Origin of the sequence: Anaerocolumna sedimenticola (assembly GCF_009931695.1) — a bacterium.
GTDB classification, from domain to species: domain Bacteria; phylum Bacillota; class Clostridia; order Lachnospirales; family Lachnospiraceae; genus Anaerocolumna; species Anaerocolumna sedimenticola.
The window spans coordinates 5,090,448-5,103,885 of sequence record NZ_CP048000.1 but is presented as its reverse complement, the minus strand read 5'-3'; the positions used below and the strand labels follow the sequence as shown (position 1 = coordinate 5,103,885).

General features: G+C 38.7%; 10 protein-coding genes. 9 read left to right on the top strand and 1 reads right to left on the bottom strand.

Going from position 1 to position 13,438, the window contains the following annotated elements:
* The first annotated feature begins 52 nt into the window (after window positions 1–52).
* The 3 genes from Ana3638_RS22755 (at window position 53) to Ana3638_RS22745 (ending at window position 4,609) form a co-directional block, all read left to right on the top strand.
* Entirely contained in the window at window positions 53–1,690 is a 1,638-nt protein-coding gene (locus Ana3638_RS22755; protein ID WP_161840072.1) for an extracellular solute-binding protein, read from the top strand.
* Window positions 1,691–1,898: 208 nt separating this feature from the next.
* Window positions 1,899–3,554 carry a glycoside hydrolase family 35 protein gene (locus Ana3638_RS22750; protein ID WP_330587753.1) on the top strand — a complete coding sequence of 552 codons (1,656 nt, stop codon included), beginning with the start codon at window positions 1,899–1,901 and terminating at the stop codon, window positions 3,552–3,554.
* A 98-nt stretch (window positions 3,555–3,652) separates the two neighbouring features.
* Window positions 3,653–4,609, top strand: a complete 957-nt coding sequence (locus Ana3638_RS22745; RefSeq protein ID WP_161840071.1) for an AraC family transcriptional regulator — start codon at window positions 3,653–3,655, stop codon at window positions 4,607–4,609.
* Window positions 4,610–4,654: 45 nt separating this feature from the next.
* On the opposite strand, the gene Ana3638_RS22740 is transcribed toward Ana3638_RS22745, so the two are convergent.
* Window positions 4,655–7,024 (bottom strand): glycoside hydrolase family 2 TIM barrel-domain containing protein, encoded by a 2,370-nt coding sequence (locus Ana3638_RS22740; protein ID WP_161840070.1) that lies wholly within the window; start codon window positions 7,022–7,024, stop codon window positions 4,655–4,657.
* Between the two features lie 234 nt (window positions 7,025–7,258).
* Between Ana3638_RS22740 and Ana3638_RS22735 the strand changes: the two genes are divergently transcribed.
* The 6 genes from Ana3638_RS22735 to Ana3638_RS22710 all read left to right on the top strand — a co-directional run bounded on the left by Ana3638_RS22735 (window position 7,259) and on the right by Ana3638_RS22710 (window position 13,430).
* Window positions 7,259–8,233: a DUF4180 domain-containing protein gene (locus tag Ana3638_RS22735; RefSeq protein ID WP_161840069.1), complete on the top strand. Its 975-nt coding sequence runs from the start codon at window positions 7,259–7,261 to the stop codon at window positions 8,231–8,233.
* A 17-nt stretch (window positions 8,234–8,250) separates the two neighbouring features.
* Complete coding sequence (locus Ana3638_RS22730) at window positions 8,251–8,607, top strand: DUF4180 domain-containing protein (RefSeq protein WP_161840068.1); 357 nt, start codon at window positions 8,251–8,253, stop codon at window positions 8,605–8,607.
* Between the two features lie 214 nt (window positions 8,608–8,821).
* Entirely contained in the window at window positions 8,822–9,454 is a 633-nt protein-coding gene (locus Ana3638_RS22725) for a TetR/AcrR family transcriptional regulator (RefSeq protein ID WP_161840067.1), read from the top strand.
* A gap of 1 nt (window position 9,455) precedes the next feature.
* Window positions 9,456–10,154 carry an ABC transporter ATP-binding protein gene (locus tag Ana3638_RS22720; RefSeq protein WP_161840066.1) on the top strand — a complete coding sequence of 233 codons (699 nt, stop codon included), beginning with the start codon at window positions 9,456–9,458 and terminating at the stop codon, window positions 10,152–10,154.
* A complete protein-coding gene (locus Ana3638_RS22715) occupies window positions 10,154–12,403 on the top strand; it encodes an ABC transporter permease (protein WP_161840065.1) in 2,250 nt (749 codons plus the stop codon). Before Ana3638_RS22720 ends, Ana3638_RS22715 begins: the two co-directional genes overlap by 1 nt.
* A 418-nt stretch (window positions 12,404–12,821) precedes the next feature.
* A complete protein-coding gene (locus tag Ana3638_RS22710) occupies window positions 12,822–13,430 on the top strand; it encodes a TetR/AcrR family transcriptional regulator (protein ID WP_161840064.1) in 609 nt (202 codons plus the stop codon).
* Window positions 13,431–13,438 lie beyond the last annotated feature (8 nt).

Genomic DNA, 13,438 nt, shown 5'->3' with positions numbered 1-13,438 from the left:
CCATAAACAGGAATCTAATATAAATAAAATAAAAATGAAATGGAGGATTAAGATGAAAAAGAAAAGCCTGGTAAAACGTATTTTAGCAGTCGTTCTGGCCGCAATTACAACAGTAAGCCTTGTTGGATGTGGGGGAGGCGGCAGTAACAGTGACACAAAAAATACTTCTACTACAGTTAAAAATACTGGTAGCGATGCTGGCAGTAAGGAGGGGACCGGTATTGATACATCCAGCCATGAAGTAATTAATATGTTGGTTCTTGGGGATAAGCCAACCAATGGAAGACTTGAAGCTATGCTGGAACAACTGAATAAAGCTCTTACGGAAAAAGTAAATGCGGAGCTTAAGCTTACCTATGTGGAATGGGCAGACTGGCAGACACAGTACAATGTGCAGTTACTAAGCGGAGACGATTCCCTGGATCTTATAACAACTGCCACAGACTGGCTTTATGCCTGGGAAAACACCCAGAAAGGCGCCTTTATGCCATTATCTGAGGAGATGCTGAAAACTTATGCACCAAAAACCTACGAACAGGTAAATGGGAATGGGGACTGGGATATCTGCAAATATAATAATGAAATTTATTTTATTCCGGAAGATCATTATACACAGTATACCAATCATGGTATGTTCTACCGTGGAGATTGGGCTAAAGAAGCCGGACTTGCAGATGGAACGGTCAGTAAGTTTGATGATCTTACTGCCTATTTTAAATATATAAAAGAGAATAAAGAGGGTGTAATTCCCTGGGATGTTCCTGGAAAAAATAATTCCGGAGGATTATTAGGAGCCTATATTCAGTCTAATTCTGATTACCGTGTTTTAATCGGATGCAATGCAGGAAACTATGAATTCTGGTGTACGAAAGCAGATGATCCTTATACGGTATCTTCTCCATACATAGAGGATGATACGATCTATAAAGCGGCAGATTTGATGAAACAATGGAACGAGATAGGAGTTTGGCGTGAGGATGTTCTGAATTTTGACGGAGACAGCAGAGAAGAATTATATGCAGGTACCTCAGGTGCCGATCAGCATCACAGCCAGACTTATTACTCTCAGATTAAACCGAATATGGATGTCAAGCAGCCGGGTTCAGATGCCAAGATGTATTATTGGGGACAGGAAAATAAGAATGTAGCCAAACCCTTGAAAACACACGGTGCAGCTGCAATCAGTGCAAATTCAAAGCATCCGGAACGGGCTTTGATGGTATATGACCTGCTGCGTAACGAGGAGGAGTGCTACCGTTATATTAACTATGGTATTGAAGGAACGGACTATATTATTACAGATGACGGTAAACTGGCCTATCCGGAGGGATGGGATCAAAGTACGGATCAAGTGGGTGCAAATTACTGGTGCGGACGTAATGATGACCTTGAACTGGAGAACAGTTTCAACTGGAGCGGTACAAAAGACATGATTGCAGGTCTTAATGCAGTTGCTTATGATTACGGATATGAAAACCTGATTCTTGACAAGAATGCAATTGAAGCGGAACAGTCTGCTATTGCAAGTGTACTTTCGGAATATATTCCACAGCTGGCATATGGTAAGTTTGATAATCCCAAGGAAAAGATTGATGAGATGAGACAGAAGATTAGAGATGCAGGTTATGATACGGTAAAAGCATCTCTGCAAAAAAATATGGATACTTTTAAACAAAACAGCGGCAAATAATAGTACTGTTTCGTAACAGGGTGTTTTTATATCGGTACCTGGTACCGGGTATATGGGGATACCATTCGCCTGGCAAAACAAAATGTCAGGAATGGCATTCCCCTTTTGCTGCTATTAATGAAGTCGGATTAATCATAATCTGCCCTATCAGGGGATAACGGAAAAAGACACGTATGGGCGGATAAAGATCGCCCGGATAGGAGGAATAATGCATCAATTTGAAATTCGTGATGAGTTTTATCTTGACGGGAAAAAAATAAAGATTATTTCAGGAGGAATGCATTACTTCCGGGTAGTTCCGGAATACTGGTCTGATCGGTTGGAAAAGTTAAAAAATCTGGGATGTAATACGGTAGAAACCTATATTCCGTGGAATCTCCACGAAAAAGAAAAAGGGAAATTTGATTTTACCGGAATGCTTGATATTGTTTCGTTTGTAAGAACTGCAAAGGAACTGGGGCTTATGGTAATACTCAGGCCATCACCGTATATTTGTGCGGAGTGGGAGTTCGGAGGACTTCCTTACTGGCTGCTGAAAGAAGACGGTATGAGGTTACGTTGTATGTATCCTCCATTTTTAGAACATGTAAAAGAATATTATGAAAAATTGTTTGAGATAATTGCTCCGCTGCAGATAACGCGCGGCGGTCCCGTCATTATGATGCAGGTGGAAAATGAATATGGATATTATGGTGATGATAAAGAGTATATGGAATATATAAAGCAGTTGATGATAAACTGCGGCTGTGAGGTTCCGCTGGTGACTTCCGATGGTCCGTGGGGGGATGCCTTTGACTGCGGCAGCATAGAAGGGGTTCTGCAGACAGGAAATTTTGGTTCAAAAGGAAAAGAACAGTTTTCTGTAATGAGGCAGAAAATCGGGGATAAGCCATTGATGTGTATGGAATTCTGGATCGGCTGGTTTGATAATTGGGGAGCAGAAAACCATCAGACCGGCAATATGGAAATGAATAGTAAAGACCTGGATGCAATTCTGTCCGAAGGCCATGTAAATATCTATATGTTTGAGGGAGGAACCAACTTTGGATTTACAAGCGGTGCCAATTATTATGATAAATTGACCCCGGATGTCACTTCCTACGACTATGATGCCTTATTGACGGAGGATGGCAGGATCACGCCCAAATACGAAGCCTTTCGTAAGGTTATCTGTAAATACACGGAAACTCCTGATGTGAAGTTATCGACAGTAATTATACGTAAAGCGTATGGAACATTGAAAGTAGTCAGAAAAACAGGACTATTTGAAAATCTGGATAATCTTGCAAAACCGGTAGAAAATGTGGTGCCGTTGTCCATGGAAAAGCTTAATCAGGGGTACGGTTATATCCTGTATGAAAGTGAATTAATATGTGACGGATTAATAGAAAAGTTTCGTCTGTGGGATGCCAATGACAGGGCAAATGTATTTTTAGATGAAAAGCCGGTTCTGACTTTGTATGATAGAGAACTGCTGACAGAGCATGAAATTAATGAGTCACCGGTAAAAGGCAGAAAGATGGATATTCTTATAGAAAATATGGGTCGCGTAAATTTTGGACCGGCTTTGGAACACCAGAGAAAGGGAATAGGCGGTGGGGTTCAAATCAACGGACATCAGCACTTTTATTGGAAACAATACTGCCTTCCTATGGAAGATTTGTCAGGCCTAAATTTTAATCTTTCAGCAAAAGAGGGAACACCTGCCTTTTATGAATTTACTTTTGAGGTAGAGGAAACAGCAGATACTTTCCTGGATTTTTCCGGTTGGGGAAAAGGGTGTGTACTGGTGAACGGGTTCAATATCGGAAGATTTTGGGATGTCGGCCCCAGAAACGGCTTTATATACCGGCACCAATTTTAAAGAAAGGTGAAAATACCATTCTGATTTTTGAAACAGAAGGAAAATATACGGATACCATCACTCTCTGCGATGAACCAGATTTGGGTTAATATAGAATTATGTATTATGAAATAAATGGAAATATTCTGCCACAGGTGCGTTTGGTGGATATGGCGGTTCTGGAACCTCCGTACGTTCATAGAAAAAGACAGGCAGATGAATATATACTATACATTATGAAAAAAGGAACACTTTATCTGCAGGAAAACGGTAAAAAATATGAATTAAGTGAAGGTGATGTAATGTTACTTGATTCAGATTTTGTCCATCAAGGGATAAAAGCATCCAATTGTGAATATTTTTATATTCATTTCCGGCATCCTAAGGTTATCCGTAAACTGGAAGAGACTGATTTTATGGAGCGCTGTCTGCAAATCAGGAGTGAATCCCTCCAGGAAGATAGTGGTTCCTTTGAGATTTACCAGGATTCCTGGATGCGGTTTCCCAAATTTATCAGTCTTCAGACAGGAAGCAGTTATCTTCAGGTGTTAAAGCTGGTACAGGAAGCTATGGATCAGAATCAGAATCAAATGGATAATTATAAGGTTTCCTGTGCATGTAAGATTATGGAAGCCCTTGTGGAGATAGCAAGAGAAGCCGTATCAAAAAGAGCGTTAAAACAGATGCCCGGTATTCCCAGGTCCTATAAGAATATTCATGAACTGCTGAACTATCTCAATGCGAACTATCAGAAAGACATCTCCGGAAATTTAATAGAAGAAGAATTTTCCTGCAATTTTGATTATCTGAACCGGGTATTCAAGAAAAATATCGGCAAGACGATCTTTGTATATCTGAATGAAATAAGAATTCACCATGCAAAAGAACTGATTGCTACTACTTCCATGAAGATATTGTCAATCGGATACCGGGTAGGATTTCAGGACGTGTGTTATTTCAGTAAAGTTTTTAAAAAATATACAGGAATGTCACCCGGGCAGTATGAAAAATTAACATCACATATTGAAGTGGAAAAGGGGCTGCTGCAAAATAATAAATTGACCGGACTTGGGTAAGGTTATAGTTAATATTTCCCAATTTTGCAAGAGTCCCTTTTTGGTTTAGATATTCACATGTATCGATGCTGTTTTAAGATTTTCACCACCTACAGTAATCACGGTTTGTTTGGAGATATCCTCCGATTTAACGTAAATCATCAGATGGCCATGGTAAACCCTGCGGTAGGAAGCGGAATAATCTGTGTTGTCTGCAAGATCTCCGTTCTCCAATCCAAGGAGGCTGCCGTTATCCACTGTTACATGGAGACAGGAGAAATCGGATAACACATCATTTCCCTGGTAATCTTTCATAGTAGCTTCAACCTGATAAAGGTGTGCTTCCTGTGAAGTTTGGGTAATATCTTCCCAGCATTGCAACCCAACCTGGCAGGCATTTCCCGTAGTTGTAAGGGTATGGGATATAGCGGAGTTATCAGAAGTTACCCCCTTAGCCGTTAAGACACCCGGTCTGAAGGCAGTTGTAAAGGAAATGCAATCTTTATCCGTATCTTTTTTGTAAACGCCAAGCAGCACCTCATTCAGGTAAAAGGATACTTCTTTCAGATTGGTATAACATTTGATTAATATTTCTTCTCCCACCGGATAATTCCAGGAATCATAAACCGGTGTCCACTCGCCCATATCGTTGGAAGCAAACGCGGTTGATATATGTATAACAGGTTTCTCTGACCAGAAACTCTGACGGCGGTAATACCAGGGTTTTTCAAAACCGGCAAGTGTCAATAGACCGGAACTGGAGCCATGAACCGGCCAGCCGTGCGCTTCACCCAGATAATCAATACCGGTCCAGAGAAATTGACCGGAAATGTAAGGAGTATCGGTAACCGCTCTCCAGGCCTTAAGACTGTGACCGTTTTCGCTTCCGAGAAATGGCTTATCCGGAAATGCCAGGTGACTTTCTTCGTAAAGATGTTCCTTATAATTGTAACCCACCACGTCCAGGGGATCCAAAAAGCCCAGAGTACCTGAGAGTTCCGGAAAAGCAGCAGCAAGTGTGACAGGGCGGCTTTTATCGTTCCGTTTAACAATTTCAGTTAAATGTTTGGATAATACAGCCAGGCGTTTTGCATCAGGTCGTTCCGGATTGTATTGTCGTTCTTCTGCCGGTTTATTGGCATCATTATTGCCGGTCATCGTATTAAATGACGGGTGGCAGTATGGATCGTTTGGGTAGTCAATTTCATTGCCGATACTCCACATGATAATAGACGGATGACAGCGGTTTTTGCGAATAAGAGCCGTCAGATCCTGTTCATGCCAGAGAGGGAAATTAAGATAATATCCCTGATGTTTTGGAGGATAGACATTATGTCCGGTACTCCACTTGTTTTTAGGGCCTTCCCACTCATCAAAGGCTTCATCCATTACAAGAAATCCCATGGAATCACAAAGGTCATACAGTTCCGGCATGTGAGGATTATGACTCATACGGATGGCATTACATCCCATTACTTTCAGTTTTTCTAAGCGTCGGCGCCATACTGCAGGGGGTACCGCGGCGCCAAGGCAGCCGGCATCATGATGGACACAGACACCTTTTATAATCGTAGGAACTTCATTTAAGAAAAATCCTTTATTCGGATCAAAACGGATACAACGGATTCCTACTTTCCTGGAATCAACCAGATAGGTAAGCGTTTCACCCTCCGCCAGTTCCTGACGAATCCAGGTCTCCAGAGTATATAAATAGGGTTGTTTCGGTGACCAGAGTTTTGGTGCCGTTACAGTTCCGTTTGTAACCAGGGTTTTTTGACTGCAAGGTGGAATAGTATCAGCTGCCGTTACCGTAATCTCTCCGTTTTCCCAGATAAGCTTGTTAATGAGTGTAAGCATAGTATCCGTATCCTGTTCATTAATGACCTCATTCGTAACAGTAAAGGAAACCTCTTCTGACGAAACTTCCGGAGTAGTAAAAAAGAGACCGTCAGGGATAAGATGTACGGATTCTTCTATTATCAGAGTTACTTTCCGGGTGATACCGGAACCTGTAAACCAGCGAGAATCAGAGATATCCCGGTGGTCAACCTGTATACTTATGATAGTATCACTATCATAACGAAACTGATCTGTAATATCATAAGTAAAAGAAACATATCCATTAGGCCGGGAACCCAGATAGTAACTGTTACACCAGATTTTACTATTTTTATAGATACCGTCGAAGGATAAGCGGATTCGTTTCCCAATCCAATTTTCATCGGGAGAGATTCGGAGCCGGTACCAGCCTATACCCCCGGCAAGATAGCCGGTTCCGCTGGAATATTCTTTGGAAAAAGGTAAAGTAACGGACCAGTCGTGGGGTAGGGAAATTTCTTCCCAGTTGGTATCGTTGTACCAGGACTGCCAGGCATCCGGGCAGTCCCCCAAATGGAACCTACAGTTATTGGTTAAGGTTAAGATAGTTTTATTCAAAGAAAATTACCTCCATGTTTTGTTTATATATGAAACTATTATAAAAAACTTTACGGAGAAAACAATGTAATTTAGAGAGAGTTATTGTAAATTAGCGACTTTATACCCGGAATCGTTGTAAAATCAAAAATTTTATAAATGGCGGTAGCTCTATTTAATTTGTAAAATATTATTGATTATGATTATAACATATGTTATTATTAACATATGTTATTAAAGCAAGGAGGAAACAAGATGTCTATCGATTACGCAATTTTAGGAATATTAAGCCAAAGGTCAATGACAGGTTATGATATAAAAAAGTTTATGCAAGAATCTGCTTTTATGTATTGGTCCGGTAACAATAATCAAATATATAAGTCCCTGGTAGAATTATTAGATAAAGGCTTGGTTACTTATCTCGTCGAACACCAGGATAATTCCCCATCCAAAAAAATATATACAATTACCGGTGAGGGGCTAACTGCTTTAAAAGAGTGGGTTCTGTCTCCATCGGAGCCTGGTGAATTTAAAAAGCCATTTTTAGTTCAGTTTGCATGGTCCTGGCAGCTTAACTCAAGTGAACTGGATAAGATACTAAAGAGTTATGAAACTCAGATTAATATGCAGTTGTTAATGCAGCAAAATAGTAAACAGGATACTTATTTATCACCGGACAGAACAGAACTCACAACTGCAATATGGAATATGATTAATGAGAATATAAAACGGACATATGAAAATGAATTAGTATGGATACAGGATGTACGCAATACGTTAGCCGGTATTCCCAATGATAATGATGTATTGGAACCTACAACGATAAAAGCAGGCGGAAAAAAAGAAACAAGCAGTGGGACATTTCGCTATTCTTTTATTAATAAAAATGAGATAAGTTATATTCATATTGATGATCCCCAATTTAAGCTTTGTACGGAAAGAAATATACTGGACATTATTACTGTATGTGCAGAAAATAATACGCAGTTTGTGCTATTTAATCCGGGTATACTTTCACAGGATTTTCTGGACCTTAAAACAGGTTTAGCCGCAGCTATGCTGCAAAAATTTATGCTCTATCATATTAAATCTGCAATAATCTGTGAGGATACACAGAATGTGAAAGACAACCTAAGAAATATACTTAGCGAAAGCGGAAGAAATGAAACTTTCAGATTGTTTTCAAATAAAACCGATGCGGAAAAATGGATATATGACCTGGTACATTGAAAGGAGATGTTCATAGTATGAACTACACTATAACTGAGATAAACAATTTAATAGTATCTATCAACAGTGACGATATTTTAATATCTGATACGCAATCTGCCCTTGATTTGATGATGACAGTTAACTATGAAAAAAGCTGCAGCAGAATCATTATTGATAAAAATAACATATGCGAGGAATTTTTTATTCTGAGCAGTGGTATCGCCGGTGAAATACTTCAAAAGTTTATAAATTATCATATCAAAATGGCTGTCATTGGAGATTTTTCCAAATACACAAGCAAACCTTTACACGACTTTATATACGAGTGTAACAGAGGCAGAGATTTTTTCTTTGTAAATAATCTGGAGCAGGCTATAGAAAAACTACTATAACAGCCGGAAGTGAATACAACGTTATTTGATACCACAGTAATACATGCAATAAAAAGCAGCTTTCATGTTATCGAAAAGTAATATTTAAAAATGACTTAAAAAATTCCATTGACTACTGCGGTCACTCGCTGTATAATAATAGTGACCGAAGTGGTCATTTTTTATTTGGATTATTTACTACGGTTTCAATAAAAAGTTTTATAAGAAAAAAGAGGTGATTATCATTTATCAGATATTTTACAGTTTAGATCGGGAGAAACAGGAACGTATCATAAACGCAGCTTTAAAAGAATTTGCACAGAACGGTTATGAAAAGGCTTCAACCAATGTAATTATTAAGGAAGCAGAAATAGCGAAAGGATCATTATTTAAGTATTTTAACAGCAAAAAGGAATTGTATTTATTTTTATTTGATTATGTCAACGGTGTAATTAATAAAATCTATGATGAAATAGATTGGAATGAAACGGATCTTTTTGAAAGAATGAAGCAAATCGGATTGATTAAACTTAGAATCTATAAGCAATACCCGAAAGCGTTTGATTTTCTTAAGAGTGTTCCCAACGAAAATTCACCAGAAGTAAAATCAAAAATAGATGCGATTAAAAAAGAACTGATCGAAAACGGCTTAGGTATGGGGTACAAAAATATTAACCTATCTAAATTTCGCGATGATATGGATACGAAAAAGATAATGAACATTATTACATGGACAATCATGAGTTTTTCAGAACAGCAGATAAAGAAAGTCAGTTCCTTTGAAAATGTTGATATTGAATTATTTTATGAATGGGACGAATATTTTGATATATTAAAACGCTGTTTCTACAAAAAGGAGGAACAATAATATGTTTATTTATATTTCAGGCCTGAAAAAAAGTTATATGTCAGGTGAGGTTAAAACAGAGGTGTTAAAAGGGATTGAAATGCAGCTGGAGAAAGGAGAAGTTGGTGTGATCCTAGGGCCTTCCGGTTCGGGAAAATCCACACTGATGAATATTCTGGGCGGTATTGACCGTTGCGATAGCGGTAAGGTATTAGTTGACGGGGTAGAAATCAATAAATTGAATGAAAACCAGCTGACAGATTTTAGACGAGAGGATATCGGTTTTATCTTCCAGTTCTATAATCTGGTTCCGAATCTTACAGTCGGGGAGAATATTGAAGTCGTGTCTAACATAAGTAAATCACCATTCAATATAGATGAAGTTTTAAAAGCGGTGGAAATGCAGGATAAGAAACACCGTTTCCCCAGGGAATTAAGCGGCGGTGAGCAGCAACGTGTATCCATTGCCAGAGCGATTGTCAAGAATCCGAAGCTGCTTCTTTGTGATGAGCCCACCGGTGCACTTGATTTTCAGACGTCCCGCAGTATTTTGAAGCTTTTACAAAAAGTAAATAAGGAATTCGGAACAACTATTTTAATGATAACCCACAACGCTGCCATTGCGGCTATGGCTAACCGGGTATTTAAAGTAAGAAGCGGGGAAATCGTAGAAACTGTGGTTAATCAGGTGACGGTTCCGGCGGAAAGGATTGAGTGGTAATGGCACTAAAACGGAGAGTATTTCGGATATTTAAGGAAAATGTTATGCGGTATCTTGGAGTTCTTATATTAATTATCCTTGGAAGCTATACATTTTTAGTAGCTTCAGGAATAGCTCGGAATCTGGGTGACTTGGTTACTTCCTTTACGGAAGAAAATAAGCAGGAAGATTTATCCTTTCAGACCGATAAGCCGATTACGGATGGTGCAAAATTAGAGAAAGATTTTAATGCTTTAATCGAGGAGTCAAAGAGCTTCGATGCGGCTCTTTCTGATACTCTTACGCTTCGGCTGCTTAGTAATACAAAAAGGGTGAATATTCCGGCTGTAACAGAAGGAAAACCTCTTTCCGGCCCGGGAGAAATATTATTGGATCCGGCCTTTGCCAAAGCGAATGGTTATCCTGTCGGAAGCAGTATCAATATATTAGGAAAAACATTTGCGGTCGCAGGTTTTGTATCCTTGCCTCATTATATCTATCCATTAAAAAATGTAAATGATATTATGAATTCACCCGATAATTTTGGTATTGGAGTTATCGATAGTGAGGATTTTACCGGTTTAGGTAATCCTTCGGTTATATATTCCGTCAGATTTAATAAAAGAGGACAAAGTATTAATGAACAAGCGGTACAGCTTAGGGAACGTCTGCATGATGAGGGAATTACAGAGTCTGAATGGATTGATATTATGAACAACAAACGCGCCAGAATGCCTTGGGCCTCCATAACAGGTATGAAAACCATGAGTGTGCCATTGCCGTCTGCAATGTTTCTTATGTGCTGTTTAATAATCGGTATCATGATATGGCGTATGATACGACAAGAATCGGTGATCATAGGGACACTTTATGCCCAGGGTTACCGAAGAGGGGAATTAATTCGGCACTATATGGCAATTCCTATCATTCTGGCTTTAGCAGGAGGCATTATTGGCAGTTTATTGGCATTGCCATCCGTTGCACCTGCGGTTATGGCTATGATTTCATATTATAATGTTCCCGTTAACGGCATTAAACTGAGCTACTTGAATGTCCTGATTGGAATACTGACTCCGGTTTTGTTTTTAGGACTTAGCAGCTATTGCGTGATACGTTCGGAATTAAAACTTTCTCCGGCGGAGCTAATGAAAGGAGATAAACAAAAAACCAGGGTTAATGCCATAGAACGTGCAATTAAATTAGATAAATTAAAGTTCAATACCAAATTTAAACTGCGGGAGCAGCTGAGAAGTGTTTCACGACTTGTATTTTTATTATTGGGTGTTACCAGTGCGTCTGTTTTTATGCTTTTTGGATTTACCATAATGAATTCTATGAATTATGTATTCAAAAACAGTACTAACGGTACGTATAAATTTGAATATGAATATGCCTTTAAGGATGTTCAATCCGGTGAAGCACCGGAGGGTGCGGAAGTTTTCTCTGCGGGAAGATTTTATCCGGAAGGCCAGGAAGAAGTCGAATTTTATGTAACCGGCGTTGAGCCGGATTCCACAATTTTGACGCTGAAGGACAACAAGGATAATCCGCTTCCCAACAATCAGGTTAATATTACGAAACCATTGGCTGACCGGCTGGGAATTAATGCAGGTGATACTGTAAGTCTCATTAATAAGCAGGACGGAAAGTCTTATACTTTTCATATTGACGCGGTAGCCGATTCCTATGCGGGCCAATTTATATTTTTGCCCATGGCTAAGTTAAATGAGCAGCTTGGTATTCCGGAAAATAGTTATATGGGAATTTGGAGTACGAAAAAGCTTGCTATTCCGGAAGATAAACTCTCAGGAACAAAATCCCTGAGTGAGGTTTCAAATGCCATGGATGAATTACTGGGTCCGATGGTTTCCATGGTGGTGGCCATGACGGTAATTTCCTGTGTTGTAGGCCTGATTATCCTCTACCTTGTAACCTCATTGATTATTGAGGAAAATAAAAACACTATTTCAATGTTTAAGATATTTGGCTACAGACATAAGGAAATTCAGACTCTGATATTAAACAGCTCAACCTATGTAATTATAGCAGGATTTATAATCAGTATTCCCATTATGGCGGCATCAATGGATGCTATGTATGGCTATCTTGGTGCCATGATAAATTTAGTGCTGCCAATCATTATAAACCCGCTTTATGTGGTTATCTGTTTCGCTGCGATTATGTTAACCTATCAGCTTAGTAAATTGTTATGTGCGAAAAAAGTGAATGCAGTTTCCATGAGTGAGGCACTAAAAGCAGGAATGGAATAGAAGAGTCATTGTTCAAGTTAAATATTAAATTTTATATACAACCCTTGCACTGCTTTACCGTGGAGCAAGGGTTTCTTTATCATACCAGATTTTACTCAAATTTTCTGTTTAATTAAAAACCATCCAAACAGATTACAAAGTTCATGCAAAAGGTTAATACCTATGGAATCTGTCACTAAAATGACAGCATTCGGCGCTATGTTCTTTCCCTTAAATTAGAATTGAAAGCTTATTAGAATATTACATACGAGTAGGATAATTTTTAATTGACACTTATTGACTTTAAGTCAATAAGTGCTATAATATAATCTATAATTGACTTGTAGTCAATGAAAATATAAATGAGGTGATAAAACTGGCTAGAAAAATAGATGATTCCGAGTTTGTCAAAGAATATGACATTAAGGAACATAAATTTATGACAATGGAAGAAGAAAAACGTGAGCGTTTTATTGAAGTTGCGTTAAGGGAGTTTTCAAAAGGTTATACGGCAGCGAATACGGATGTAATCGTGAAAGAAGCGGGTATATCAAAAGGACTGTTATTTCATTACTTTGGATCAAAAAGGGGGCTTTTTTTGTTTCTTAATAAATATGTCCTGGACATATTTATTACTGAGTATGAAAAGGTCATTTCGGATTCTTGCGATTTTCTTGAAAATATCAAGACTGTATCAAATTTAAAAAGAGACCTGTCATCCCGGTATCCGCTTATATTCGGATTTATGATGAAAGCATATTTATCAATTAATGATGTTTTCCCGGAGGGGCTGCCAGGAGATTTAGTTAATTTAAATTATACGCTCATGAAGCAGATCTATGAAAGGTCGAACAAAAACAAAACAATTTTAAAAGATGGTATTGATAAAGAAAAGGCGCAAAACATTATTATATGGACGATGAATGGTTTCACCGAAAGTCTGTTCCGGTATGGTGATGAAGTAGATGCCTACAAGGCGCATTTTGATGATGCGGGAAAAGAGCTTGAAGAGTATCTGCAAACTCTACGTAAAATCCTGTACCGATAGAAAGGGGA

Excerpts from the sequence above, each read along its gene's own strand:
- Ana3638_RS22745 (WP_161840071.1), top strand. The coding sequence starts at position 3,653 with ATGTATTATGAAATAAATGGAAATATTCTGCCACAGGTGCGTTTGGTG.
- Ana3638_RS22710 (WP_161840064.1), top strand. The coding sequence starts at position 12,822 with ATGACAATGGAAGAAGAAAAACGTGAGCGTTTTATTGAAGTTGCGTTA.
- Ana3638_RS22720 (WP_161840066.1), top strand. The coding sequence starts at position 9,456 with ATGTTTATTTATATTTCAGGCCTGAAAAAAAGTTATATGTCAGGTGAG.
- Ana3638_RS22730 (WP_161840068.1), top strand. The coding sequence starts at position 8,251 with ATGAACTACACTATAACTGAGATAAACAATTTAATAGTATCTATCAAC.
- Ana3638_RS22735 (WP_161840069.1), top strand. The coding sequence starts at position 7,259 with ATGTCTATCGATTACGCAATTTTAGGAATATTAAGCCAAAGGTCAATG.
- Ana3638_RS22715 (WP_161840065.1), top strand. The coding sequence starts at position 10,154 with ATGGCACTAAAACGGAGAGTATTTCGGATATTTAAGGAAAATGTTATG.
- Ana3638_RS22750 (WP_330587753.1), top strand. The coding sequence starts at position 1,899 with ATGCATCAATTTGAAATTCGTGATGAGTTTTATCTTGACGGGAAAAAA.
- Ana3638_RS22755 (WP_161840072.1), top strand. The coding sequence starts at position 53 with ATGAAAAAGAAAAGCCTGGTAAAACGTATTTTAGCAGTCGTTCTGGCC.